Origin of the sequence: Chitinilyticum litopenaei DSM 21440, assembly GCF_000428145.1 — a bacterium.
Classification (GTDB): Bacteria; Pseudomonadota; Gammaproteobacteria; order Burkholderiales; family Chitinibacteraceae; genus Chitinilyticum; species Chitinilyticum litopenaei.
Genome location: NZ_ATZJ01000015.1, coordinates 34,617 through 58,970 on the forward strand (window position 1 = coordinate 34,617; position 24,354 = coordinate 58,970).

Consider the following 24,354-nt stretch of genomic DNA (forward strand, 5'->3'; position numbering starts at 1 on the left):
GGTCGGGCCCTGTGCCTGTCCGGGCCGCTCGGGGTAATGGCGGGGATGCTAGTCCTGCGCTGTGGCAGGGCTGTGTCGGCTGACCGGGGTGCCGTGGGGCGGCCATCGGTTTTTTTGCGGCATTTGTCACAGGCCTGCAATGCCGCCGGCAATTGCTCGCGCTTGCGAAGTTGGGCGCGCCGGCTATGCATGCGGCATGCCGGCGGCTATCGTGGCAGCAGACCAGACCATCTGGCGGCGGCAAAGGCGCAGGCGGAATGGCCCGCGCGCGAGTGGCGATCTGTGTGTGCTTGCCCGCTGGTCTGGTCGGGCTGTGTCCATCTTTCCTGCGAGGCTGTCATGCGTCTGGCTTATCCGAGTGTGGTCCTGCTGTCGCTGGGCGTTGCCGCCTATGCGCTGGTGCTTTACGGCTTCTTTCCGCCGGGCATGGCGCTGCACCCCGACATGCGCGCCAACTTCGAGGCGCAGCGCATCGGGCTGTACCTGCATGTGTTTGGCGCCTCCTGTGCGCTCCTGTTCGGGCCCTGGCAATTTTCGCGACGCCTGCGCGCGGCGCGGCCCGCCGTGCACCGCTGGCTGGGGCGTGCCTACCTGCTGCTGGGTGTCGGCGTAGGCGGCATGTCCGGCCTTTACATGGCCTTTCATGCCTTTGGCGGCCTGCCGGCCAGGCTGGGTTTTGGCGTGCTGGCGCTGTGCTGGCTTGCCAGCGGCTGGCTGGCGTATCGCGCGATTCGCCGTGGCGACGTCGCGTTGCACCGGCGCTGGATGCTGATCAACTTCGCGCTGAGTTTCGCCGCGGTGACGCTGCGGCTGGAGTTGCCGTTGCTGATGCTGGCCGGACTGCCGTTCGTGATCGCCTACCCGCTGGTGTCCTGGCTGTGCTGGCTTCCCAACCTGTGGTTTGGCTGGCGACTGGGCCGCATGCCAGCCGGGACTCAGAGCATGCCGGCCAGAAGCCGCGCCTGATCAGTCCGCCAGAACCAGATGGTTGTCCCAGCGGCGGCCTGGCAGGCCGGGCAGTTCGTCCAGAGTGCCGAAGGTCGGGTCGTAGCGATAGAGCCCGCCCTGTTCGCTGCTGATCCATGCCTGGCTGCCGTCGCTGGCGACGCCGGCCGGGCGCGGGACGATCAAGGCCGGCAAGGGCGTGCCGTCGCTGCGCCAGCGCGCCAGCCGGTTGCCGCGCATCGCGGTGACGAGAAATTCATTCCCCACGGCTGCGACGCTGGCGCCGTAGCCCATCAGGCCTTCCGGCTGCTCGGCCAGTTGCAGCCGGCCGTCGCGCAAGAATGCCAGCAGCGGCGCATCGCGGTGCGCGCCGGCCTCGGCGTATTCGGCCTGCAGCGCGGCGGCCAGCGTTCCGTCGCGGCTGCGTGCGAGGTGACGGATGCTCAGCGCCTTGTCGTCGAGCACATGCTCGGCGAGCAGCCTGCCTGACGGCCATTCGAGCAGCACCAGCGAGGGCAGCATCCGCCCGCGGTTGAGCTTGGTGCGGCCGGTTTCCGGCAGCGTGAGGATGCCGCCGTTGGCGACCGCCAGTATCTTGCCGGGGCTCAACCACAGCAATTCGTGCGGGCCGATACCGTATGTGGGTATCTCGTCGATGCGGCGCAAGGTGCGTGCATCGTAGCGGCCGATCAGGCCCTGGCTTGTTGCGTCGTCGTTCTCGGTGGTGAGCAGTGTGCTGCCGTCGGCGCTGAGGATGGCGTGGCCGAAGAAATGCCGGTCGAATTCAGCATCAATCCGACGCAGCAGCTTGCCCTGCTGCCAGTCCACGCGCGCGAGCCAGCTGCCCAGCCGGCGGCTGACGACAAAGGCCTGCGTCGTACCGGGGATGGGAATGACGCCATGCCCGCGTCCCGGCAGCGCGATGCCTTTGCCGTCGACAAGCCCGGCCAGCGGCTCGGCCTCGTCCCAGCTGGCGCTGAGCAGCCGGGGCCCGGGATTGCCGGCCGTGGCCCAGGCGGGCAGCGCGAGCGCGGCAAGGGTCAGCAGGAACTGGCGGCGATCCATGTACAGCTCATCAATGTTCTTCCTGATTGGAAACCTGCTCGGCAAACACCAAAAACCTCTTGAACCACAGAGGCACAGAGCACACAGAGGAAAAAAACCTCCTGATTAGGTAGCTGCCTCAGCAAAGTACAATTCGTCATTCCCGCGAAAGCGGGAATCTAGCTGCAATGCCTGTTCAAGCAGCGCTCTGGATACCGGCTTTGACCGAAGGGAATCCCCGTGGGACGCCGGTATGACGAGTTGCTGAGCTGGCTACCTAATCAGGAAAAACCTTGAGAGATGCAGAGGTTTGCTCCCGCTTTTCTCTGTGATCTCTGTGCCTCTGTGGTTGACTGGGTTTTTGGCCTCATCACATCCGTCGCCAATCACATCAATCGCCGTCGCCTTCGGTGAAGCCCAGCGTCAGGTCGAGCTCGACGGCGACCTCGTCCTGCAGCACGGTTTTCAGCGCGGACAGCGCCTTGCTGCATTGCTTGCGCGCGGCGTGGCTGGCTGCGCCGCTCGTTTCCAGCGGGTCGGGCAGTGCGGCGCAATCCTTGCGGGCGGCGTCAAAGCGAGCCTGCATCCTGGCGGCCAGATCGCCATTGAGCCTGCCCGCCGGGCCCGGCGTGGCAAAGAAGGCCGTCCCGAAGCCGCCGATCTGCGCGAGCAGTTGCGACTTGCTGCTGCCACTGCGCCATTCGATGAAATTGGCCGGTCTGGGCGCTTCGTCCTTGGGCAGGCGCTTTTGCAGGCCTTCGAGCGCGGCGATCATCAGGTTGATGTGCTCGGAAAGCAGGTTCTGGCGGAAGAAATCCGACTCGCCGCCCAGCTGCTGGCGATAGCTCTGCCAGCCGGCGTCGAGCGCGTGCACGTCGGATGCCACCTGCCGGCCGATTTCCGCCAGCATCGCGCAGCGCTGCGCGTCGCGCAGCTTGGCCAACTGCTGCGCCGGCTGCTTCTCGCCCCACAGCAGGTACTCGGCAGCGGCCAGGCCGCGCGTGGCGACATTGCCCAGCCGCTCGGCAGCAGCAAGGCCCAGGCTGGCCTCGATGTCGGCGGGTCGGGTCGGGCGGAAGTCGATCTTGCGGCCCAGGCGTTCAAGCACCATCGGCCCGCCCGATGCACCATCCATCGCGCGCCAGGCCTGGCTGGTGGCAAGCCAGGCCGCACGGGCCTTGTAGAGTGTCGCCTTGTCGGGCTTCGCGCACAGTGCTGCGCTGGCGCTGGCCAGCGTGTCGGCGGCCTGGCCCAGCGCGGCGTGGCGCGGCAGATAGCCGGCATCCAGCCAGCCGATAGACCAGGTGGGGCCCGGTGTTTGCGGCTCGGCCTGCGCGAAGGGGGCCAGGCTGGCGAGCAGCAGACCGGGGATCATCGTCTTCAGCATCATGGTGTCCTTGGCAAGGGGATCAACAGCGGGATCACAGCGATTTCAGGAAGGCCAGCAGCGCCTCGCGGTCGGCCTTGGGCAGTGCGAGATAGGCCTGCTTGCTGGCTTCGGCCTCGCCGCCGTGCCACAGGATGGCTTCGCTGGCGTTGCGCGCGCGGCCGTCATGCAGCAGGCGCGAGTGGCCGTTCACCGCTGGCACCAGACCCAGCCCCCACAGCGGCGGCGTTTTCCATTGCCGGCCATTGGCGCGGCCATCCGGGCGGTGATCGGCCAGCCCCTCGCCCATGTCGTGCAGCAGCAGGTCGGTGTAGGGCCAGATCTTCTGGCCGGCCAGCTGCGGCACCGCCGCAAATGCCCCTGTGGTGTATGAGGCGGTATGGCAGGAAATGCATTGGCTCTGGGCGAATACCTGCTTGCCGCGCAGTACTTCCGGTGTGTCGGCGTCACGGCGCGCGGGAACGGCCAGCGTGCGCGAGTAGAGGATGACCTGGTCGAGTTTTTTCTTGCCGATTTCCGGCTTGCCGCCGCTCGGCGAGCGCGCGCAATCCTTTTGCGCCGGTGTGCAGGTTTCCTGCGGGAACTGCGCGGAGGTGATGCCGATGTCGCCGTGGAAGGCGCCGGCGCTCTGATGCGCAATGCTGCCGACATTGGCTTTCCAGCCAAAGCGGCCGATCAGCTCGCGCCTGGCGAAGACGTCGTACACATAATTGGGCTGGCCGGCGATGCCCTTGTTCTCCGCCTTCTGACGAGCCGCGTTGGCAAGGATGTCGGCTTCCGGAATCGCTTCGAGCAGGCCCAGGCCGATCATCTGCGGCGCGACGCGTGGCGACACCTGGATGTCGGCCGGCATGGGGCCGTAATTGAGTTTGCTGAACGAATAGTGAGGTTTGAGAAGGGTATAGGTCTCACCGTCAGCAAAATTGCCGGTTTGCTCGGTATACCTGATGGCAATCTCGCCTTCGGGCTTTACGCCGGGGATGGCGCGGTTGTTGAACTGGTCGCCGTACACCGGGTGCGGCTGCGGGCCGTTCCTGCCGGGAACCGACAGACGCAGCAAGAGCGCCAGTGGCTGTTCCTGCTGGATACCGTCGTCGAAATCCGGCGGCGCCCCGCGGCCGTCGAGCGCGTGGCAGGCGCCGCAGGACTGCGCGATGAAATGCGGGCCCAGCCCGTCGCGCGCGGCGGTCGACGACGGCGCTTCGACCCAGGGCTTCTTGAAAAACGAGTTGCCGACGACGAAGTCGGTTTTCTGCTGGTCGGAAAGCCCCGGCATCGGCAGCGAGAAGGCATTCTTGCCGAAGTCGTCGGTGGTGCCGGCTTCGCCGCCGGGCAGCTCTTCGCCGGGTTCGAGCATCGCCAGCACGGCGCCGGCTTCGTAGGCCAGCACCGAGCCGGCTAAAAGCAGGCCGCACAGGCTGAGGGTGGTTTTCATGCGCATGGGATGGGCTTCGGCAATCGGGTGAACAGAAACGCCAAAGCCCCGCTCGGGGCGGGGCCTTGGCGGCAGCGCAACATCACACGCTGGTGTTCAGGCGCTTGATGCCCAGCGCCTGCGCGGCTTCGACCAGCGACTTGGTTTGCGCCTTCAGCGCGTCGATCACCGCCTGTACGCGCTTGCGCCCCGGTGCGTCCTTCTTGCCGATGATTTCCTGGTCGAATGGCGCCTGGATCTGCTCGGCCAGCGCGACCGTTGCGCCGATCTGCTGCGACACCTTGTCGGCCACCTCGGCATTCTTCTGCGCAACCAGCGCCTTCAGGCTCGCGCCTTCCAGCGTCTTGCCGTCGCGGCTCACATAGCGGCCTTCCCAGACGTTCTGGATGCCGCGAGCGTTGGTCACGATGTCGCGGTGCGTGTTGTCGGCAAAGCAGCTGTGCTCGTCTTCCTGGTTTTGCGTGTCCATCGCGACTTCGATGCGCTCGCCGGCCAGCTCGCCGCGGCTGAGCGTGCCGATGCCGGTCAGGATTTTCTTCAGGCTTTGCTCGCCACCGGCGACGAATTGGGCGCGGTAGTTGCCGGCGGTGTCCGGCGTCCATTCCTTGTGCACGCTGGCGAGGTCTTCGACGAGCATGGCGGCGGCGGTCTGCAGATACTGCCTGCGGCGCTCGGCGTTCGGCGCGGTGGTGAAATCGGTGTAGGCGCGGTTGCCCGGGCCGGTCTTGCTGAAGTCCTGGCCCCACAGCAGGAATTCGATCGCGTGCCAGCCGGTGGCGATGTTTTCCTCGCCGCCGCGCTCGTTCAGCTTGCGCAGCGTGGCGGGCTCGATCTTTACCTTGGCGTTGTTGACGATGCCGGCCCTGGGCTTGCCCTTCACGCCGTCGATATAGGCTTCATCGAGCGGCCAGGCGTTGATCATGCCTTCCGGGCCGGTGTCGCTGTCGATCGGGCCGCCGTAGAAGCGGAAGGCTTCGGTCTGGCCATACCATTCGCGCGCTTCCAGCCAGGCCTTGCGCGCCTTGGTCAGGCCGTCTGCGCTGGGCGCGGCGACGAAGGCATCGATGCTGGCCTGCAGATCGCGCGCGGCGGCGAGCGTGTCGCTGTAGCTGGCATATACAAGGGTGGCGTATTGCTTGGTAACCAAATCTGTATCTTGGTTGGCGGCGTATACCCCACTGGAGAGCGCAAGGGCAAGCAGGCTGCCGGCCAGCAGGCGGCGCAGGAGACGGGTGGGCATGGTGGCGTGATCCGGAATGGCATGTGTTTCAATGCGAATGATTATCGACCTTGTTGTCTGCGCAATGCAAATGCTTCCTGTTTTTCCTGCCTTGCCGCTGATGCCACAGCCGGAGCGCAAGACGTGCAGTCCGGTGGGCTGCGCGTATAATCGCCGCCAGAATCAGCCACGGAGCGTTTGTTTTCATGTCCAGTACCGCCCGCAAATCCCGCTCGTCGGGCCACTCTTCGTCCAGGCACTCCAGCAGCGGCGGCAGCTCGCTGCTGGCCGGATTGCTGATTGGCCTGTTCATCGGCGTAGCCGTTGCGGTCGGGGTGACGATCTATCTGAATCGCAGCGCCAGTCCGTTCACTGCCAATTCAGCCAATCCGCCGCAGACTGCGGCCAGCAGCGCCTCGCAGGCCAAGCCCGAAATCCTGCGCCCGGCGCGCAGCAAGGATGAGGTCGCACCGCCGCAGGCCGCCAGCCCGGCCGCGCAGGCCAGTGATACGCAATTCGATTTCTACAAGATGCTGCCGGAGTCGGAAACAAAGACACTCAAGCCGACTGCGGTGAAGGCGGCCAAGCCGGAAGCCAGTCCGCCGGCAACGGTGGAAGCCCCCAAGGGCGGCTGGCTGCAGGCCGGCGCCTTCCAGAGCGAGGCCGAGGCCGACAATCTGAAGGCCAAGATTGCCTTGCTGGGGCTGGAGTCGCGCATCATGACCAGCGAAGTGCCGGACAAGGGCGTGTGGCACCGCGTGCGCGTCGGTCCCTTTGCCAGTGCCGAGGAAATGGACAAGGTGCGCGGCATGCTGAAAAGCAACGGGATTGAAAGTACGATCATTCGCAACAAGTAAGCCGTTCTGAACTCTGGCACCGGCCACGGGTCGATGCCGTCTGACCACTCACAAAGAAAGGATCATCCGATGCGCTGGTTTAGCAAACTGGTTCTGGCTGCCGGCCTGATGGCGGCGTCCCTGGCGAATGCCGCCCTGCAGGAAGGCAAGGATTACAAGCTGCTGGCCAGCCCGCAGCCGGTTGCGCAGGCCGGCAAGCTCGAGGTGATCGAGTTTTTCTGGTACGGCTGCTCGCATTGCAACACCATCGAGCCGCATGTCGAAGCCTGGGCCGCCAAGCTGCCCAAGGACGTGAATTTCCGCCGCGTGCACATCAACTGGGAAGACCCGAGCCGTGAAGGCCATGTGAAGCTCTTCCTGACGCTGCAGGCCATGGGCCTGGATGCCAAGCTGCAGCCCGCCGTGTTCAAGGCCATCCACCAGGACAAGCTGGAACTGCGCCGCGAGAATGTGCTGCACGGCTGGCTGAAGAGCCAGGGTGTGGATGTCGAGAAATTCAAGGCGATCTACAACGGCTTCAGCATGGGCCCGCTGATGGCCAAGCAGGCGGCCATGACCCGCGCCTATGGCGTCGATGGCGTGCCGCGCTTCATCGTCAACGGCCGCTACATTGCCCAGGCCAGCGGTGGCACCGAAGATTCCGTGCTGCGCAGCGTCGACGCCCTGCTTGCCCAGGAGCGCGCCAAGGGCGGCAAGAAGAAGTAAGCAAGACCGAGGGCGCCTGCCCTGACGTCAAGGCCGCGCGGCAGACCGCAAGTCCGCCGGCGCGGCCTTGCGTTTTGCAGATGGGCAAGCCCCGGCTCAGTCATGCAGACGCAGGAAGCGGGGTTTGGGCCTTGCTGCGCTGGCAGGCTTCAACAGAACGGATGACGCGTCTGACTCATGGGCGTTTGCCGTGATGCCTCAGCAGGGCTTCAACAGCAGCCTTCAGCTCCGGATCCCTGACCTGCCCGGCGAGCTCGTCAAAGGCGGCCGCGGCCGAATTGCTCAGTTGCAGCTGCTTGGGTGGCTGCCAGGCGGGCAGCAGCGCGCTGCTGATTCGGGGTACGATGGCGTCCAGCGCAACCCCCTCGTCCTGCAGCGCGCGAATCGCCGCCGGGGCGCAATGGCGCAGGCGCTGGGCTGCCGCGCCGCTGCTTACCGCCACCAGCAGCTGGCTGCCCGACCAGGTCACCGCACGGCAGCAGGCCGCGACTTCGGGCGGCAGGCAGCGTCTCAGCCGCGCCAGCAGGCGCTCAAGCTCGGCGACCTGGCGCAGCAGGGGGCGCAGTTGCGGGTCGGTTTGCAGCGGATTGCCGCGCTGGCTCGATTTCATCGGTATCCGGTACGGGAGAGTTGCCGTGGATGTTATTGTGGTTTCCAACCGTTTGGCAAAGGCCGTTTCGCTGGATGGCCGTCAGCTGCTGCTGCTGGCGCTGCCCTGTCTGGCACTGCTGCTGACAGCCGGATTCCTGGCCGGTCGCTACTGGTCGGTGCGCACGGTGCAGCAGCAGGCGGCGCTGAGTCCCGCTGATCGCGCCACGCTTGATGCGCTGGCGGGGCAGGTCGGCGAGCTGCATGCGCGGCTGACCCGCATGAACCAGCTCGCTGTCGAGGTCGGCAGCAAGACGGGTCTGGATGTGCAGCCTTTCCTGGGCGAGGCCTCCGCGCCGCGCGGCGGCGTATTCCGCACGCAGGGTGTGCCCTCGCTGGCTGAACTGTCCGGCGCGCTGGCGCAAAGCCGTGACGAGTCCCAGGGCTATCTGGATGTACTGACCGTGGCGCATTCCCTGCTCTTGCAGCCGAAAACCTCCGAATTGCCCGTGCATGCGCCCATCGGCAGCGGCATGCAGACGTCGAGCTTTGGCTGGCGCAGTGATCCGTTTCGCGGTTCGCCAGCCTTTCACGAAGGGCTGGATTTTTCGGCGCCCACCGGCACGGCCATTCAGGCAGCCGCCGATGGCGTGGTGAAATTTGCCGGCTGGCATGCGCAATACGGCAATATGGTTGACCTCGATCACGGCCGTGGCATGAGCAGTCGTTATGCTCATGCCAGCGAGTTGCTGGTGCGCGAGGGGCAGGCGGTGAAGGTGGGCCAGGAAATCGCCCGGGTCGGCAGCACCGGGCGCTCGACCGGCCCGCACCTGCATTTTGAAATCCGCTTCATGGGCGTGGCGCAAAATCCGCTGCGCTTTGTCGCTCCGGATGTCCTGCTGGCGGCCTCGCCCTGAGCGCTGTCGGATTGCCGCAGCTTGAATGTGCAAAACTTGACGCCATATCTTACGAAGTTCATGCTGCGACGCTGCCCGATCAATAAAACCATACCCGCCCCGGGTGAGTTGAAGAAACCATGATTGCCTCCCTGTTCAAGAAAGTCTTCGGTAGCCGCAACGACCGCTTGCTGAAGCAGTACCGTGTCGTTGTCCGTCAGATCAATGCGCTCGAGCCGCAGATGCAGGCGCTCTCCGATGAAGCGCTGCGCGCCAAGACCGAAGAATTCAAGGAACGCTATGCCAAGGGCGAAACGCTGGATCAGCTCTTGCCGGAAGCCTTTGCCGTTTGTCGGGAAGGCTCGGTACGTACGCTGGGCATGCGCCACTTCGATGTGCAGCTGATCGGTGGGCTGACCCTGCATCAGGGCAAGATCGCCGAAATGCGCACCGGCGAAGGCAAGACGCTGGTCGCCACCCTGCCGGCCTACCTCAATGCACTGACCGGACAGGGCGTGCACGTCATCACGGTCAACGATTACCTGGCCTCGCGCGACGCGGCCACCATGGGCAAGCTCTACAACTTCCTGGGCCTGACTTGCGGGGTGAACCTCAACAGCAAGACGCACGAGCAAAAGCAGAACGCCTACGCCTGCGACATCACCTACGGCACCAATAACGAATTCGGCTTTGACTACCTGCGCGACAATATGGCCTTCCGCAAGGAAGAGCGGGTACAGCGCAAGCTGGCCTACGCCATTGTCGACGAGGTGGATTCCATCCTGATCGACGAGGCGCGCACGCCGCTGATCATCTCCGGTCCTGCCGATGACAGCACCGACATGTACCTGGCAATGAACAGCGTTCCCGGCCAGCTCACCCGACAGGAAACCGAGGAAGGCGAGGGCGATTACTACGTCGACGAAAAGGCCAATTCGGTGCTGCTCTCCGAAGCTGGTCATGAAAAGGTTGAGAACATCCTCACCGAAATGGGTCTGCTGCCCGAGGGCGACAGTCTGTATACCGCCAGCAACATCACGCTGGTGCATCATCTGAACGCCGCGCTGAAGGCGCACGCGCTGTTCACGCTGGACAAGGATTATGTGGTGCTCGATGGCGAAATCGTCATCGTCGACGAATTCACCGGCCGTCTGCAGACCGGTCGCCGCTGGTCCGACGGCCTGCACCAGGCGATCGAGGCCAAGGAAGGCGTGCAGATCAATCAGGAAAACCAGACGCTGGCCAGCATCACGCTGCAGAACTATTTCCGCATGTACGGCAAGCTGTCGGGCATGACCGGCACGGCGGATACCGAGGCCTACGAATTCCAGCAGATCTACAACCTGGAAACGGTGATCATCCCGACCAACCGGCCGATGATCCGCCAGGATCGCCAGGACCAGGTCTTCAAGACGGCCCACGAGAAATACCAGGCCATCATTGCCGACATCAAGGATTGCAGCGAGCGCGGCCAGCCCGTGCTGGTGGGTACCACGTCCATCGAACAGTCAGAGCTGCTCTCCGGCCTCCTGAAGGAGCTGGGTGTCGAGCACAATGTGCTCAATGCCAAGCAGCATGCCCGTGAAGCCGACATCGTCGCGCAGGCCGGCAGCCCCGCTGCGGTGACCATCGCTACCAATATGGCCGGTCGCGGTACCGACATCGTGCTGGGTGGCAGCCTGGAAGCCAAGATCCGCGAAATCGAGAAAAACGCCGAACTGAACGATGAGGGCAAGCATGCTGCCATCGCCGAGCTGAAGGCCGCCTGGCAGCCGGTGCACGACGCTGTGGTTGCTGCCGGTGGTCTGCACATCATCGGTACCGAGCGTCACGAGTCCCGCCGCATCGACAACCAGTTGCGCGGCCGTTCCGGCCGTCAGGGCGATCCGGGCTCCAGCCGCTTCTACCTGTCGCTGGAAGACCCGCTGCTGCGCATTTTCGGTGGCGAGCGTGTGTCGGCCGTCATGAACATGCTGAAGATTCCGGAAGGCGAAGCCATCGAATCGCGCATGGTCAGCCGCGCGATCGAATCGTCGCAGCGCAAGGTCGAGGGCCGCAACTTCGACATCCGCAAGCAGCTGCTGGAATACGATGACGTCGCCAACGAGCAGCGCAAGGCGATCTACGCGCAACGCAATGAGCTGCTGGAAAACGAGGATGTCGCCGAAACCATCGCCGCACTGCGCGATGGGGTGTTTGCCGATCTCTTCGATCAGTACATTCCGCCCAACTCGATGGAAGAGTTGTGGGATGCGCCGGGTCTTGAGCGCGCACTGGCCGACTTCGAACTCGACCTGCCGGTCAGCAGCTGGATCAAGGATGAAACCGGCCTGTCCACCGATGACATGCGCCAGCGTGTGGTTGATGCGGCGCGTGCCGCCTATGCCAGCAAGCTGGAACAGGCCGGCGAGCAGGGCTTCCGTCATTTCGAGCGTTCGGTGTTGCTGCAATTCCTCGACCAGCACTGGCGCGAGCATCTGGGCGCGCTTGATCACCTGCGCCAGGGCATTCACCTGCGCGGCTATGCCCAGAAGAACCCGAAGCAGGAATACAAGCGCGAATCCTTCGAGCTGTTTGCCGAACTGCTGGAGCGCATCAAGCGCGACACCATCAGCGTGGTGATGAAGGTGCAGATCCGCAGCCCGGAAGACCTGGCCGTGCCCGAGCCGGAAGCGCTGCCGGAAAGCGCGATGACCTTCCGTCACGACGAAGTCCAGCCGGCCTTCGCCGGCGAGGCCTCGCTCGCCAATCCGGATCACGAATTCCAGGCCACGCCGGCCAGCAATCCGTATGCGAATGTCGGCCGCAACGACCCTTGCCCTTGCGGTTCGGGCAAGAAGTTCAAGCATTGCCATGGCGCGCTGAGCTGATGCGCAGGCCGCGGCTTGCGGCGCTTGGTGCTTGAAGGCGCAGCAGCAGAAAGAACAAAGGCCGGCTTTAGCCGGCCTTTGTCATTGCCACTTCAGGCTGGCGCATCGGGTGGATCGGGGTGCACGCGCGGCAGGGTGATGATGAAGCGCGCGCCGTGCCCTTCCTCGCTCAGCAGTTCAATCTGCCCGGCCAGTCGCCCGCATACCAGCGTGTAGACCAGATAGAGTCCCAGGCCACTGCCGCCCTGGCCAAAGCGTGTGGTGAAAAACGGCTCGAAGACCTTTTTCTGCAAATGGGCCGGAATGCCGCAGCCATCGTCACTGAAGACCAGCTGCACCTGTTGCTCGTCGGCGCTGGCGCCGATGCGGATCTCGCCGGCGCTTTTGCCGGCAAAGCCGTGTATCAGCGCATTGTTGATCAGGTTGGCCAGCACCTGCTCCAGTGCGCCGGGATAGCTGTCGAGCTCGATGCCCTGTGCGATGTCGGTGTGGATCTGGTGGCGGGTGTGCTTGAAGCGCGGGCCGATGGCGAACAGCACTTCGCCAACGGTGGTTGCCAGATCGAAGCGCCGGCGCAGGTCGGAGGCCGTGTCCACCGCGACCTGCTTGAAATTGCCGATCATCTCGGCCGCGCGCCAGGCATTGTGCTCCAGCAGGCTGGCCGCTTCGCAAGTCTGGTTCAGAAAATCGTCCAGCTCGCTGCGCTTGATGCCGCCCTCGTTCAGCTTGCGGCGCAGGGTCTTGGCCGCGTCGCCAAAGGTGGTGGCGGTGGTCAGCGAAATGCCCAGCGGCGTGTTCAGTTCATGCGCCACGCCGGCGACGAGGCTGCCCAGCGCCGCCAGTTTTTCGGTCTGCACCAGCTGGTTCATGGCCTGCTGCAGTTCGGCCGTCCGGCTGGCCACGCGCCGCTCCAGCTCGGCATTGGCCTGCTGCAGCTCGGTATTGAGCTGCTGGATGCTTTGCTGGTCGGCCTGGCGGGCCTGGTTGAGCAGTGCGCGTGTGGCAATGTCGGCCAGCTGGTTGCCGCGGGCGACGTCTTCCGGTGTCCAGTTGCGCTGGCTGCCGCTGACCTCGCAGACCAGGATGGCGACGATGCGCCGTTCCATGCGCAGGGGAAAGGCCAGCAGTGAGCGGATGTCGTGCTGCGACAGATAGGGCTTGTCCATTTCCCAGGTCAGCTGGTGGTGACGGGCATCGTGCGCCACCAGGGGGCCGCCGCGCGCCAGCCACTCAAACAGCGCCGGGCTGGCGCTGGCGGTGAATTCGGGCGGCATGGGCGCCGGCAGGCCATTGCCCTGCTTGACGGTATGTGGCTGCAGCCTTTGCTCGCTCTCGGCATACAGCCATATCCCTGCCCGGGTAATGTCCATGATCTGGCAGGCGGCGATGGTCAGCAGCTCGAAGGATTGTTCCAGATCGCCCTGGTCAACGCAGCTGCTGTTGGACAGCTCCAGCAGGCGCTGGCTGCTGGAGGGGTTGAGCCCGGCCCAGCTTTCCAGCTCGCCCATGCGTTCGGGGGCTGCTTCGCGCAGTACGGCCAGCTCCATGGCGTGACCGCGCTGGCAGTAGCGCAGCGCCAGGCTGGGGTCGCCCGCCACTTCGGCGCAGTGGGCAGCGTCGAGCAGGATGGAGGCCAGCAGGTGACGGTTGGCGATGGCTTCGGCAAAGCCGATGGCCTCTTCGAACAGCGGCAGGGCGCGCGGATAGTTGCCCTGGCGTTCGGCCAGCTGCGCCAGCAGGCGCACGGTATGCACTTCCGTCCAGCGGTAGCCGGCGCTGCGCGCGCGCGCCAGCGTCTCGTCCAGCAGTGTCTGCAGACCATCGAGGTGATCCTGCGCGAGCCGGGTTTCGGCCAGGCGAAAGCAGGATTCGGTGTGGAACTCGTGCAGGCCATGCGCCGCACACAGCGTCAGCGCGTGCTGGTATTCGGCCTCCGCTTCGTCGAGCTGGCCCAGCAGCATGAGGTTGCGTCCCAGATTGATGCGGGCCTTGGCCTCCAGCATCGGGCTGTCGAGCCGGTAGTCGCGGATCAGCTGCAGGGCATCGCGGTGGATGGCGACGGCCTTGGCGTGGTCCTGCAGCGCGTCATGGATCATGCCCAGACCAATGCGCGCCAGCACCAGCGAGGTCCATTCATGCGCCAGTGAGGCGACTTCGAGGCAACGCGCCCAGAACTGGAGCGCGCTGCGGTATTCGCCCTCCACATAATGGCTGCGGCCAATGGCTTCCAGCAGCCTGGCTTCGGCGGCGAACAGGTGCAGCGATTCGGCGATCTGCAGTGCTTCGTAGAGCGGGTCGCGGGCATGCACGGCCTGGCCCAGCGTATCCATGATGCGGCTGTAGTGCTCGGCCAGCGCGACAAAGCCTGCGTAATCGCGCAATAGCCTGGCCGTCAGAAAGCCGCTTTCGCATTGCTGGCGGGCTTCGCCCAGACGGTCGACGGGGATGGCGGCGATGCTGGCCAGTAATTCGGAGATGGCCGGCGTGGTGGGAATCGGCATGCGCGTTGAATCCGCCCTTGTGCAGTTTCGAGTGGGAGCGAGCAAGCCCGCAATCGGCAGGGTGTGCCGCGGGGGCGCGGCGTCAGCTTTCAGCATAGTCGCCACCTTCCCTGAAAGAAACTGGGGTTCCGCGCCGCAGGCAAGCGATAATGCGGCACGGACAAGCAGGGGAAAGACAAGATGTTGCAGCGTGCTGACTGGCCGGCACTGACGGCTGGCCTGGTGACCGTGCTGGTGGGTTACACCAGCTCGGCGGCCATCATTTTCGAGGCTGCCCGCGCCGCTGGCGCCAGCCCGGCCGAGCTGGCGTCCTGGCTGTGGGCGCTCGGGCTGGGCATGGGGCTGACCTGCATTGCCCTGTCCCTGCGCTACCGCATTCCGGTGGTGACGGCCTGGTCAACGCCGGGTGCAGCCTTGCTGATCACCAGTCTGTCCGGCGTCAGCCTGGGCGAAGCAACCGGCGCGTTTCTGCTCTCGGCGCTGCTGATCACGCTGTGTGGCGTCACCGGGATTTTCGAACGGCTGATGAACCGCATTCCGCTGCCGCTGGCCGCTGCCCTGCTGGCCGGCATCCTGGCGCGTTTCGGCATGAATGTGTTCACGGCCATGCCGCAAAGCCTGCTGCTGGTCGCCAGCATGTTCGTCGCTTACCTGCTCCTGCGCCGGGCGCAAACGCGCTATGCGATTCCACTGGTGCTGCTGGCCGGCATGCTGATTGCGGCCGGGCAGGGCGAGCTGCGCTGGCAGGCGCTCGAGCTGCAGCTGGCAAGCCCGCTCTGGACCACGCCGGTCTTTACGCCGGCCGTGTTGCTGGGCGTGGGTCTGCCGCTGTTTGTGGTGACCATGGCCTCGCAGAACATTCCGGGGGTGGCGACGCTGCAGGCCAATGGTTATCGGCCACCGGTGTCGGCCTTGCTGACCGGCACGGGGCTGGTCAACCTCGTGCTGGCGCCCTTTGGCTGCTTTGCCCTGAATCTGGCCGCGATCACCGCTGCGCTGTGCATGAGTCCCGAGGCGCATGAAAACCCGCAGCGCCGCTATCTTGCCAGTGTTGCCGCCGGGGTGTTTTATGTCCTGCTGGGCGTGTTCGGCGCGACGGTGGGCGCACTGTTCGCCGCCTTTCCGCCGGCCCTGGTGCTGGCCATTGCCGGTCTCGCGCTGTTTGGCACGCTGGGCGCCGGGCTGGCGATTGCAATGCGCGATGAAGCGCACCGCGAGCCGGCGCTGATTACCTTCCTGATCACGGCGTCGGGCGTGACCCTGTTCGGCATCGGTTCGGCATTCTGGGGGCTGGTCGGCGGCTCGCTGGCCCTGCTGGTGTTGCGTTACAGGCGCTAGCTTTTAAGGGGTATTGAGCTGCAAGCTTTCTACCGGTTTGGTTGCAGTCCTATGGGAGCTTGGGTATGCGGGTCGTGCCCCTGGGTGCGGATGGCATAGGATGGTCCGCGCTCGCCCGGCAGCGAGGCAAACAGGGTGATCGGCCCCAGTGGCCAGTGCAGCGCGGGTGCCAGCCGGGTTTGTGGCGCGCGCGTGCCGCGCAGCAGCGTCAGGTGGGGGCAATATGGGCGCTCATCGTGCGGAAAGCCGGCCCGCTGCAGTGCGGCGTGCAGGCGGGCGACGTGGTCGAGCAGCTGTTGATCCGGCTGCTTGCAGCCCAGCCAGACCACGCCACTACCGGCGCTGAAGCTGCCGATGCGATCCAGCCGCAGCGTTTGCGCCGGCCAGTCCTGCGCAGCGATCAGTGCCGCCAGTTCGGGCAGGCGCACGGTTGGCGTGTCGCCCAGAAATGCCAGCGTCAGGTGCAGATTGGCGGCGGGCATCGCCTTGCCGCCGTGCTCAAGTTGCAGCGTGTCGCGGATGCTGCACAGCCGTGGGCGCAGCCGCGCCGGCACGGCCACGCCGATGAACCAGCGTTCAACCCGGATAATCGATTGGGGCGCGAGGTGATGGCGAGGCGTTTCGCGAGCAAATTCAGGCGCTTGTGACAAGTCCATAGCCTGCTATGGGCGCGAGGCAAGGGCGTGAAGGTGCCGCAAAACGGTCGCCAGCGCCTGTGCAGGCTCGAAGAGCCGCCCAATGGATTTTCCGGGTTTCAAGCGGGCTGCTCATGATGGCGCAGCAGAAAGTCCGCCGTAACCCAGCCGGCGTCGTGGGTAAATTCATCCAGCCGTTCGGCGGCATCCTCCCAGTCCAGTCGCAGGAATTCGGCCACTTCGCCGTCGCGATTGGCCGGCAGCAGACCATCAGGCAGGGCCAGGTCGTAGCAGTAGAGGATTTCGTCGTGCGTGCCATCGGCCTCGTTGCGCAGGCTGCGCACGGCACCGCAGGCTTGCAGGCGGGCGGCGACGATTTCCGGAATGCCGGCTTCCTCGCCCAGCTCGCGGATGGCGCAGGCGGCCAGCTCCTCGCCGGCCGCCAGGCCGCCGGCCGCCAGATTGTCGAGCCGCCCGGGATCGACCGCCTTGCTGCTGGCACGCCGGCCTATCCAGAGGTGCCGGCCGCTATAGCCATTGATGTGTACGGCGCGGCTGGTCAGGCCGAAGCGGCGAAAAACGCCACGCTCCAGATCGAACAGCGGCTGCTGCGGATCGGGCCAGCCGCGCGCGTCCGGCGCGCAACAGGTGTATTCCTCGTCGCGCCAGCCGCTGACCAGCCCGGCCTCGTGCAGCATTTGCGCGGCCTCGCGCATGGCCAGCTGCAGCTGGCGCTGGCTGAGCGCCGGCGCGAGACCGAAGCCGTCGCGCTGGGCGGCAAAGCGCGCATCAAAGCGGTGCAGCAAATCGGCGATGTCCGGGCTGATCCAGCCCAGCGCCCAGCCGGCGGCATGGAAACGCAGGAGGCCATCGGCACGAAAGCGGGGAATACGCTGGCGGTAATCGGCAAGCACGTTGTGCAGCATGGGTGTCGGCGTGAGTGGGGTGGGTCTGCTTACTATAGGACAGCACGATGACGGCCCTGTGCTGCTGATGGTCAGTTACTCGTATGAAACATCCTGCGAAAGAGTGTGGCCGGGCGCGTGGCCCGGCTTGCCTCCTCAGCGTGCCGGGCGCCCGGTCTTGATGCGCTCGACCCGGCCCGCCGCCGCCTGCAGGGCCGCGTCGTCCAGCGTCGAGAGCAGCAGGAGGCCGGCGCGCAGCAGCTCGCTCTTCTTGAATTCGGCGCCTTGCTTGAGCAGTCGGCCCTTCAGCACGGCCAGCTGGGCATATTCATGGTCGGGAATGGTGTAGCTGTCGCGCACCAGCTTGACCTTCACGGCCTTTTTCTTCTCGCCGCTCTTGCGCTCGTCCACGGCCTTGCCAAGTGGGGCTGCTGCTGCAGCGGGCGTTTCGGCCGCAGGCGGGGCGTCGGCGACTGGCGCCTGGACCAGTTCGCTGACGACTGCAGCGGGCTTGCGGGCTGCCGGCTTGCGGCGGGAAGTGGGGGCGGCGGGGGCCGGAGTGACGGTGGGGCTGACCTTGCTGTTCATGGTGCTTCCTTGGCGTGGCTGTCATCAATGATTCACACTGTAAACCATTCATACGGTATAGACTGTTACAGTTTCAAGACAGCTTTGTAAGCAATGCGAAAAATCCTGATTGCCAATCCCAAGGGGGGAAGCGGGAAATCCACGCTGGCCGCCCACCTCGCCGCCTGGTTCGCCTGGCAGGAAGACCAGGTGCTCCTGGGCGACACCGACCGCCAGCAATCACTGGCGCACTGGCTGGCCCTGCGCCCGCCTGCCTTGCCGCGCATTCATGGCTGGGAGGTGCATCCCGGCGAGCCGGCGCGCCCGCCGCGCGGCACGCAGGTCGCCATCCTCGACACGCCTGCCGGCCTGCATGGCAAGAAGCTCAAGGCCCTGCTTGAGATGGTCGACCAGGTTATCGTGCCCTTGCAGACCGGTGCCTTCGATTTCTGGGCCAGTGGTGAATTCTTCGAGGCCCTGGCTGAAAGCCGCGCGGTACGCCGTGAGCAAATCCGGGTTGCTGCCGTAGGTATGCGTGTCAACCCAAGGAGCAGCAATGGTCGTGAGCTGATACCCTTTCTAGAAGCCCATGACATACCCTTGCTGACGCAGCTGCGCGATGCCACGGTTTATCGTGACACCGTGGCGCGCGGCATGACGCTGTTTGATCTGTCGCCTGCGCGCACGCGACTGGATCGCGAGCAGTGGCAGCCACTGCTGGATTGGGTAACGGCGCCGCGCCGCTGATTGGATTTGGGCAGGTGAGAAACGCCTGTAACGGATGGCCGGTTTGCGCGTGGCGAGGCAATAACCGGGCCGCTAGCTGTTGCCTGACCAATAAGCAGCAAGGCGAGAGAGCCGCGCTGGCTTGTGGTGATGCCCGCCCCGGGCGTCTTGTCCAGACGTGGCAATCAACGTCCACTGCCTTGTCCAGCAGGCATCGCCGCCGCTTCGACAAGCGACTGGCGAGCCATGCGAGCAACGGCGCCAGTCGCTGGCTGCGCAGGTAAAAACTACAGCAAGGCCGGCTTGAAGCCGCCCTGATCGGGATTGTGAGCGGCCACCTGCGTGCGGGGGATGATGACCGGGATCAGCACGCGCGTCAGCGGCGGCGTGCGCGCCAGCGTGCATTCGGTAAGCAGCAGTTGCTCCTCGTCGTCGTCGCCAGTGTCGAGCAGGCCCAGGCGGTTGGCCGTATAGCTGCGCTGCGCGATGCTCAGCAGATCCGGCGTGGCGGCCAGCTGCGTCACCAGCAGCTCGCACAGCGCATCCGGATTCATGGCCGCGTGCGTGCGCTCCAGCTCGGCGGTCAGGCTGCGGATGCGCTCCTGCTGCTGCTGGCGCGCCGCTGCGGCTTGCGGCGTGGCGTCATTGCCCAGCCGCAGCATCACCCGCGCATTGCCGACTTCTTCCTCCAGCTGGGCTTTCTCGCTTTCCAGGGCGGCCACTTCGCTGCGGGCGAGGCCGGCAACCAGATCGAGGATCTGCAGCGGCAGCAGGGCGTGCAAGCCCGCCTCGCTGTCGGTCAGCTGGCCAAAGCGGTGTTCGCGAAAGGTCAGCAGGCGCTGCGGCACATCCTGGCGCAGCTGGCCATCCTGCTCCGCCACTCCGTAGCGGGTTTGTTCCTGCGGGTCGACGCTCAGCAGCGTGCACAGCTGGTCGGCCAGTGGCCAGTCGTAAAACCAGGCCGCCAGCCGCTTGTCCTGGTTGATGATTTCCTGCATGCGCTGCGGCGTGGCGAACACCAGCTGCAGCAGGCGGTGTTGCCGCCAGCTTTCCGGCGTCAGCGGCAGGGAGGTGGGCAGCAGGCTCACCGTTTCGGTGGCACGCGCTTCGGCCCAGCCCAGATAGGGCGCCAGTTTTTCCCGGTAACGGCTGGCCAGCCGGATGCGGGGGCAGGCGAGGTCGGCCAGCTGGTCGATCAGCAGGGGGTCGACCAGCGCCAGCGGGTCGGGGCGCTTGAGCAGGCGTTTGAGGTTTTCCAGCATGGCGATGGTCCGGGCAAGCGGCGAAGAAGGGATTCAGGGATTCAGTTCATACAGTGTAGCCGGGTCCGGTTCGTCCAGCTGGCGGATGACCTGCGCCGGATTGCCGGCCACCAGCGTGCAGCGCGGCACATCGCGCGTGACGACGCTGCCGGCGCCGATCACGCTGTGGTCGCCGATGGTCACGCCGGCCAGGATCAGCGCATCGGCGCCGATCCACACATTCTCGCCGATGGTGATCGGTCGTGCCCAGAAGGCCCAGCGCTGGCGCTCGCTCGGATCGACCGGGTGAAAGGCGGTCAGCAGGCGCACGCCCGGGCCGATCAGGGTGTGGTGACCGATGGTGATCATCGCTGCGCCATCGAGTACCACCCCGGCATTGATGAAGGCCTTGCGGCCGATGCGCACATTGCTGCCGCGCCCGATCCAGGCCGGCGTCATGATGGTGGCGCCGCCGTTTTCGGCCAGCAGTTCATCGAGCAGCGCCCGTGCTTCGGGCCCCCAGCAATCGCCATCCAGCGCATTGTAGCGTTCGAGCAGCGCGTGTTCCCTGGCATGCTCGGCGTGATTCTTGCCCAGATCGGCAAAGGCATAGCGGATGGTCGTTTCGTCGCGCATGCTGGTTTCCTTGGTGTGCATCGTGATTATGGCTCCGGCCAAGCGGTCTGGCGAATATGTAAGCAAACCATTATCCTGTAATGGATTTGCCGGGATTTTCCCCGCATTGCTGTTGTTCATGACGGAGGCAAGCATGACGAACTGGAAACTGCGCACCCGCCTGCTGGCAGGCTTTGGCAGCGTGCTGGCGCTGCTGCTGGTGGTGGTGGCGGTAGGCTTTTTCAGCCTGGTCAAGGTGCGCAGCCAGCTTGCCAATCTGGTCGACGCCACCTACCCGCAGGTGGTGCTGGCCAATGAAATCGTGCAGATCAATCTGCAGAACGGCCAGCTGATCCGCAATGCGCCGCTGGCCGATTCGCTCAGCGACATGGACGATGTGCTGGCCAAAGCCGAGGCTGGCCGCAAGCAGATGGTCGGCAAGCTTGCCGAACTCAAAGGCAAGCTCGCCGAGGTGGACACCCAAGCGCTGTTTGCCGATGTCGAAGCCAAGAACAAGGGGCTGGAAGCCGCTACCGCCGCGCTGATCAGCCAGTTGCAGATTGACCGCACCATCGCCGGGCGCATGATCAACCAGGATTACGCCAAGGCCAGCCAGGGCCTGCAGGACAGCCTGAACGCGCTGGCCCAGCACCTGCGCGGCAAGATGGAGGCCGACCGCAACAGCGCGCGCACGGCCTCGACGGCGGCGATATCGCTGATGCTGGGCCTGGGCGCGGTGGCCGTGATCATTGGCCTGTCGGTCGCCTGGGTGATTGCCAGCAAGGTTGCCGCCCAGCTCGATGGCGCCGCCAGTGTGGCGCGGCGCATTGCCGAAGGTGACCTCACGCACGACTGGTCGGGCACGCGCTACGGCAGCGACGAGATCGGCCGCCTGCTGGCCGCGCTGCAGCAGATGCAGGGCAAGCTGACCGACATGATCCGCCAGATCCGCGGCAGCGCCGAGAATGTCTCTGGCACCGCCCACCAGCTCACCGCGCTCTCGCAGCAGCTGACCGGCAGCTCGGAGGCGCAGTCGAGTTCCGCCAGCGCGATGGCCGCCGCCGTGCAGCAGGTCAGCACCAGCATGGAGCAGGTCGCCGACAATACGCTGGAAGTCGAGCACAAGGCGCGCGATGCCGGTCAGCAGGCGCAGGCCGGCAATGGCGACGTGCTGGCCGCCAGCCAGGAAATGCGCCTGATTGCCGACGAGGTGAATACCGTTTCCGTGCAGATTGCCGAACTTGGCCAGAAAATTCGTGACATTGGCAGCATTGTTGTTGTCATCCGCGATGTGGCCGACCAGACCAATCTGCTGGCGCTGAACGCCGCGATCGAAGCGGCGCGCGCCGGCGAGCAGGGGCGCGGCTTTGCGGTCGTTGCCGATGAAGTGCGCAAGCTCGCCGAGCGCACCGCCCAGTCGGCCAGCCAGATCACGCAAATGGTCAACAGCATCCAGCAGGGCGCCGAGCAGGCGGTGAGCCGCATGGACAACGGCAGCCGTCGCGTTGGCGAAGGCCTGCACCAGGCCAACAAGGCCAGCGAAAGCATCACCCGCATCAATGACAGCAACCAGGACGTGGTGCTGGCGGTGACGACGATTACCGAGCAGATGCAGGAGCAGCGCGCCGCGACGCGCGATATCGCCGTCAATGTCGAACGCATCGCCAGCATGGCCGAGGCCACTTCGCAGGCGTCGCGCACGATGGGGCAATCCGTGCAGCAGCTCGAACACATGGCCAGCGAACTCAGCGCGACCGTCCAGCGTTTTCGCGTGCGCTGAGGGAGCGCAAGCTGGGCGCGGCCCGCAGCAAAAAAGCCCGGCATGGCCGCGGGCTTTTTCATGGGTATGTTGCTGAAGCCTATTCATGAAAGGGGCTGTGGCCTTATACCTTGGCCTGCTTCTGGCTGGCGAGATGCACCCCTATCAGCACGACTCCCGCGCCGAGCCATTGCAGCGGCGTGAAGTGCTCGCCCAGCAGCGCCATGCTCAGTCCGATCGACAGGATGGGCCCGACGCTGCCGATCAGTGCCGTGCGGCCCACGCCGATGCGGTCCATCGCCATCGTCATCGCATAGACGGGCAGGATGGTGCAGAACACCGCCATGATCGCCGTATCCAGCCAGACGGCCGGCGGCAGCCCGATCAGGCGTTGCGGATCGCGCGTCGCCAGATAATGCAGCACCAGTGCCGAGGCTGAAACCAGCAGGGCCAGCTCGGTAAAGCGCGTCGCGCCGATCTGGCGGATGACCGGCGCGCTGAAACACATAAAGACGGCGAAGCTGAGCGTGCTGCCCAGAATCAGCAGCATGCCGGCCAGATCGCCGTGCGCCTGTCCGCCACCGCTGCCGGCTACCAGCAGCGTCCCGGCCAGGCTCAGCGGCAGGGCGAGCGCCAGGCGGCCGGGGATGCGCGTGCCAAAGGCCAGCCAGCCCATGAGCAGGGTGAAACCGGGGTAGAGCGTGAGGATCAGGCGCTCCAGGCTGGCGCTGACCGTCTGCAGGCCCAGGAAGTCGAGCAGGCTGGAGAGGTAATAGCCGCACAGTCCCAGCACCACCAGCCAGCGCCACTGCGCAGGGGTGAGCGGCGGCTGCTCGGCATCGCGGCGCAGCATGCGCACGAGCAGGATCAGCGGCACGCAAAAGAGCAGGCGCAAGGTCAGCACGTCGAGCGCATCGGCGCCGTGCGCATAGGAAAACTTGATGAAGACAGCCTTGAGCGCAAAACCGGTGGCGGCAAGCACCGCCAGCGCAACGCCGGTCTGGTGCGGGGTAAAACGGGGAAGGGTGGCAGTCATCGCAGTGCTCCGTCATGTGCGGCGGCGGGCTGCGGTGTAAGGGGTAGGATGCACCGCAGCGTACTGGCCGCGGTGGTGGGTGCTGTTTACCTTGCTGACGCGCACACACGAACCGCGGGGCCGGGTTTCAGCCACACGATTCGGTTCAGGACGACGGATACGTCGTGTTGGTTTGTGCGTTGCATCATGATTTGACAGTAACAGCCGCTGACGAGTGCGGTCAAGCGCGGGCGGCCAGTTCGTCTGTAACCGATTTGATCAGCCGCCAGGCGAGGCTCGCGCCACTCGGGATGTGCGGCAGCGCATCGAAGCGATACCAGCCGGCATCCTCGATTTCGCCGGGCTGGCAGACAATCTCGCCACCGGCATAGTCGGCGGTAAAGGCCAGCATCAGCGAATGCGGATAGGGCCAGCTCTGGCTGCCGAACCAGCGCAGATTGGTGATTTCGAGGCCGACCTCTTCACGCACCTCGCGCACGGCCGCTGCTTCCAGCGTCTCGCCGGCATCGACAAAGCCGGCAATCAGCCCGTACACGCCGGGGATGAAATGCGGCGAGCGTGCCAGCAGGATTTCCTCGCCACGGCGGATCAGCACCATCACGGCCGGCGAATGCCGCGGCCAGGCGCGATGGCCGCAGGACGGGCAGATCACGGCGGCTTCATCGTGCTCCAGTGGCGCGGTGGCATGGCCGCACACGCCGCAGAAGCGGTGCTCGTCGAGAAAATGCAGCAGCTCGCGCCCGCGCGCTGCCAGTGCATAGTGGCCATGCGGCAGCAGCTCCCAGCTCGCTCGTAGCCCATGCGCACTCAGCCCGGCCATGCTGGCGCCCTCCGGCAGGCTGAGCAATTGCACCGGCGCGCCCTGCCAGTGGCCGATCAGCCAGCTGCGCGTACCAGAAGGCCAGTCAAGCCTGCCACTGGGCAGCGCCTGACTGGCGAGGAGCAGCTCGTTGCGGCAGAACACCACCGCCAGCCCGGCCGGATCGGGAACGGGCAGGATGCGGAAGGCGGGCAGGAAATCATCGGGCAGTGAAGGAGAGTGCATGGTCGGATTCTGAGAAAGTTGTGTTGGCGCTGGCCGTCTG

Annotated in this window: 21 protein-coding genes; 8 read left to right on the top strand and 13 right to left on the bottom strand. The window is 65.4% G+C overall.

The window, feature by feature from the left end:
* The first annotated feature begins 339 nt into the window (after positions 1-339).
* Positions 340-966: a DUF2306 domain-containing protein gene (locus tag C515_RS20140; protein ID WP_043648622.1), complete on the top strand. Its 627-nt coding sequence runs from the start codon at positions 340-342 to the stop codon at positions 964-966.
* Here the strand turns inward: C515_RS20140 and C515_RS22425 are convergent, their stop codons facing one another.
* The 4 genes from C515_RS22425 to C515_RS0107705 form a co-directional block, all read right to left on the bottom strand.
* Positions 967-2,010 (bottom strand): DUF1513 domain-containing protein, encoded by a 1,044-nt coding sequence (locus C515_RS22425; protein WP_051304750.1) that lies wholly within the window; start codon positions 2,008-2,010, stop codon positions 967-969.
* A gap of 370 nt (positions 2,011-2,380) precedes the next feature.
* Entirely contained in the window at positions 2,381-3,379 is a 999-nt protein-coding gene (locus tag C515_RS0107695) for an imelysin family protein (protein WP_028455047.1), read from the bottom strand.
* A 31-nt stretch (positions 3,380-3,410) separates the two neighbouring features.
* Positions 3,411-4,817 (bottom strand): di-heme oxidoreductase family protein, encoded by a 1,407-nt coding sequence (locus C515_RS0107700; protein WP_144290394.1) that lies wholly within the window; start codon positions 4,815-4,817, stop codon positions 3,411-3,413.
* A 76-nt stretch (positions 4,818-4,893) separates the two neighbouring features.
* Positions 4,894-6,051, bottom strand: a complete 1,158-nt coding sequence (locus tag C515_RS0107705) for an imelysin family protein (RefSeq protein ID WP_028455049.1) — start codon at positions 6,049-6,051, stop codon at positions 4,894-4,896.
* A gap of 185 nt (positions 6,052-6,236) precedes the next feature.
* Between C515_RS0107705 and C515_RS0107710 the strand changes: the two genes are divergently transcribed.
* Both C515_RS0107710 and C515_RS0107715 read left to right on the top strand, forming a co-directional pair.
* Complete coding sequence (locus C515_RS0107710) at positions 6,237-6,887, top strand: SPOR domain-containing protein (RefSeq protein ID WP_028455050.1); 651 nt, start codon at positions 6,237-6,239, stop codon at positions 6,885-6,887.
* 69 nt (positions 6,888-6,956) lie between these two features.
* Positions 6,957-7,592, top strand: a complete 636-nt coding sequence (locus tag C515_RS0107715) for a thiol:disulfide interchange protein DsbA/DsbL (RefSeq protein ID WP_028455051.1) — start codon at positions 6,957-6,959, stop codon at positions 7,590-7,592.
* Between the two features lie 175 nt (positions 7,593-7,767).
* Here the strand turns inward: C515_RS0107715 and C515_RS0107720 are convergent, their stop codons facing one another.
* Entirely contained in the window at positions 7,768-8,202 is a 435-nt protein-coding gene (locus C515_RS0107720) for a DciA family protein (RefSeq protein ID WP_028455052.1), read from the bottom strand.
* 25 nt (positions 8,203-8,227) lie between these two features.
* On the opposite strand from C515_RS0107720, the gene C515_RS0107725 reads away from it, so the two are divergent.
* On the top strand, positions 8,228-9,097 hold the full coding sequence (locus tag C515_RS0107725) for a M23 family metallopeptidase (protein WP_028455053.1): 870 nt from the start codon (positions 8,228-8,230) through the stop codon (positions 9,095-9,097).
* Positions 9,098-9,216: 119 nt separating this feature from the next.
* Complete coding sequence (gene secA / locus C515_RS0107730; protein WP_028455054.1) at positions 9,217-11,946, top strand: preprotein translocase subunit SecA; 2,730 nt, start codon at positions 9,217-9,219, stop codon at positions 11,944-11,946.
* Between the two features lie 92 nt (positions 11,947-12,038).
* On the opposite strand, the gene C515_RS22430 is transcribed toward secA, so the two are convergent.
* On the bottom strand, positions 12,039-14,447 hold the full coding sequence (locus tag C515_RS22430; protein WP_051304751.1) for an ATP-binding protein: 2,409 nt from the start codon (positions 14,445-14,447) through the stop codon (positions 12,039-12,041).
* 180 nt (positions 14,448-14,627) lie between these two features.
* Here C515_RS22430 and C515_RS0107740 point away from each other — a divergent pair, with 180 nt between their 5' ends.
* Positions 14,628-15,785 (top strand): benzoate/H(+) symporter BenE family transporter, encoded by a 1,158-nt coding sequence (locus C515_RS0107740; RefSeq protein WP_028455055.1) that lies wholly within the window; start codon positions 14,628-14,630, stop codon positions 15,783-15,785.
* A 29-nt stretch (positions 15,786-15,814) separates the two neighbouring features.
* Here the strand turns inward: C515_RS0107740 and thpR are convergent, their stop codons facing one another.
* The 3 genes from thpR to C515_RS0107755 form a co-directional block, all read right to left on the bottom strand.
* Complete coding sequence (gene thpR / locus C515_RS22435) at positions 15,815-16,435, bottom strand: RNA 2',3'-cyclic phosphodiesterase (RefSeq protein ID WP_158380792.1); 621 nt, start codon at positions 16,433-16,435, stop codon at positions 15,815-15,817.
* A 104-nt stretch (positions 16,436-16,539) separates the two neighbouring features.
* Positions 16,540-17,346 carry an NUDIX hydrolase gene (locus C515_RS20160; RefSeq protein ID WP_051304753.1) on the bottom strand — a complete coding sequence of 269 codons (807 nt, stop codon included), beginning with the start codon at positions 17,344-17,346 and terminating at the stop codon, positions 16,540-16,542.
* Positions 17,347-17,481: 135 nt separating this feature from the next.
* Entirely contained in the window at positions 17,482-17,913 is a 432-nt protein-coding gene (locus tag C515_RS0107755; protein WP_028455056.1) for a hypothetical protein, read from the bottom strand.
* A gap of 93 nt (positions 17,914-18,006) precedes the next feature.
* Here C515_RS0107755 and C515_RS0107760 point away from each other — a divergent pair, with 93 nt between their 5' ends.
* Positions 18,007-18,639: a nucleotide-binding protein gene (locus C515_RS0107760; RefSeq protein ID WP_028455057.1), complete on the top strand. Its 633-nt coding sequence runs from the start codon at positions 18,007-18,009 to the stop codon at positions 18,637-18,639.
* 266 nt (positions 18,640-18,905) lie between these two features.
* Here the strand turns inward: C515_RS0107760 and C515_RS0107765 are convergent, their stop codons facing one another.
* A complete protein-coding gene (locus C515_RS0107765) occupies positions 18,906-19,880 on the bottom strand; it encodes a hypothetical protein (protein ID WP_028455058.1) in 975 nt (324 codons plus the stop codon).
* 33 nt (positions 19,881-19,913) lie between these two features.
* Positions 19,914-20,495, bottom strand: a complete 582-nt coding sequence (locus tag C515_RS20165; RefSeq protein WP_144290395.1) for a sugar O-acetyltransferase — start codon at positions 20,493-20,495, stop codon at positions 19,914-19,916.
* A 133-nt stretch (positions 20,496-20,628) separates the two neighbouring features.
* Between C515_RS20165 and C515_RS20170 the strand changes: the two genes are divergently transcribed.
* Positions 20,629-22,254 (top strand): methyl-accepting chemotaxis protein, encoded by a 1,626-nt coding sequence (locus C515_RS20170; protein ID WP_051304755.1) that lies wholly within the window; start codon positions 20,629-20,631, stop codon positions 22,252-22,254.
* Between the two features lie 103 nt (positions 22,255-22,357).
* Here C515_RS20170 and C515_RS0107780 read toward each other — a convergent pair whose 3' ends face one another.
* Positions 22,358-23,269, bottom strand: a complete 912-nt coding sequence (locus C515_RS0107780; protein WP_028455059.1) for a DMT family transporter — start codon at positions 23,267-23,269, stop codon at positions 22,358-22,360.
* Between the two features lie 220 nt (positions 23,270-23,489).
* The gene (gene nudC / locus C515_RS20175; RefSeq protein WP_043648629.1) at positions 23,490-24,314 is read right to left on the bottom strand and encodes an NAD(+) diphosphatase; all 825 of its coding nucleotides are present in this window, start codon (positions 24,312-24,314) and stop codon (positions 23,490-23,492) included.
* Between the last annotated feature and the right edge of the window lie 40 nt (positions 24,315-24,354).

Excerpts from the sequence above, each read along its gene's own strand:
- C515_RS20140 (WP_043648622.1), top strand. The coding sequence starts at position 340 with ATGCGTCTGGCTTATCCGAGTGTGGTCCTGCTGTCGCTGGGCGTTGCC.
- C515_RS22425 (WP_051304750.1), bottom strand. The coding sequence starts at position 2,010 with ATGGATCGCCGCCAGTTCCTGCTGACCCTTGCCGCGCTCGCGCTGCCC.
- C515_RS0107695 (WP_028455047.1), bottom strand. The coding sequence starts at position 3,379 with ATGATGCTGAAGACGATGATCCCCGGTCTGCTGCTCGCCAGCCTGGCC.
- C515_RS0107700 (WP_144290394.1), bottom strand. The coding sequence starts at position 4,817 with ATGCGCATGAAAACCACCCTCAGCCTGTGCGGCCTGCTTTTAGCCGGC.
- C515_RS0107705 (WP_028455049.1), bottom strand. The coding sequence starts at position 6,051 with ATGCCCACCCGTCTCCTGCGCCGCCTGCTGGCCGGCAGCCTGCTTGCC.
- C515_RS0107710 (WP_028455050.1), top strand. The coding sequence starts at position 6,237 with ATGTCCAGTACCGCCCGCAAATCCCGCTCGTCGGGCCACTCTTCGTCC.
- C515_RS0107715 (WP_028455051.1), top strand. The coding sequence starts at position 6,957 with ATGCGCTGGTTTAGCAAACTGGTTCTGGCTGCCGGCCTGATGGCGGCG.
- C515_RS0107720 (WP_028455052.1), bottom strand. The coding sequence starts at position 8,202 with ATGAAATCGAGCCAGCGCGGCAATCCGCTGCAAACCGACCCGCAACTG.
- secA (WP_028455054.1), top strand. The coding sequence starts at position 9,217 with ATGATTGCCTCCCTGTTCAAGAAAGTCTTCGGTAGCCGCAACGACCGC.
- C515_RS22430 (WP_051304751.1), bottom strand. The coding sequence starts at position 14,447 with ATGCCGATTCCCACCACGCCGGCCATCTCCGAATTACTGGCCAGCATC.
- C515_RS0107740 (WP_028455055.1), top strand. The coding sequence starts at position 14,628 with ATGTTGCAGCGTGCTGACTGGCCGGCACTGACGGCTGGCCTGGTGACC.
- C515_RS20160 (WP_051304753.1), bottom strand. The coding sequence starts at position 17,346 with ATGCTGCACAACGTGCTTGCCGATTACCGCCAGCGTATTCCCCGCTTT.
- C515_RS0107755 (WP_028455056.1), bottom strand. The coding sequence starts at position 17,913 with ATGAACAGCAAGGTCAGCCCCACCGTCACTCCGGCCCCCGCCGCCCCC.
- C515_RS0107760 (WP_028455057.1), top strand. The coding sequence starts at position 18,007 with ATGCGAAAAATCCTGATTGCCAATCCCAAGGGGGGAAGCGGGAAATCC.
- C515_RS0107765 (WP_028455058.1), bottom strand. The coding sequence starts at position 19,880 with ATGCTGGAAAACCTCAAACGCCTGCTCAAGCGCCCCGACCCGCTGGCG.
- C515_RS20165 (WP_144290395.1), bottom strand. The coding sequence starts at position 20,495 with ATGCGCGACGAAACGACCATCCGCTATGCCTTTGCCGATCTGGGCAAG.
- C515_RS20170 (WP_051304755.1), top strand. The coding sequence starts at position 20,629 with ATGACGAACTGGAAACTGCGCACCCGCCTGCTGGCAGGCTTTGGCAGC.
- C515_RS0107780 (WP_028455059.1), bottom strand. The coding sequence starts at position 23,269 with ATGACTGCCACCCTTCCCCGTTTTACCCCGCACCAGACCGGCGTTGCG.
- nudC (WP_043648629.1), bottom strand. The coding sequence starts at position 24,314 with ATGCACTCTCCTTCACTGCCCGATGATTTCCTGCCCGCCTTCCGCATC.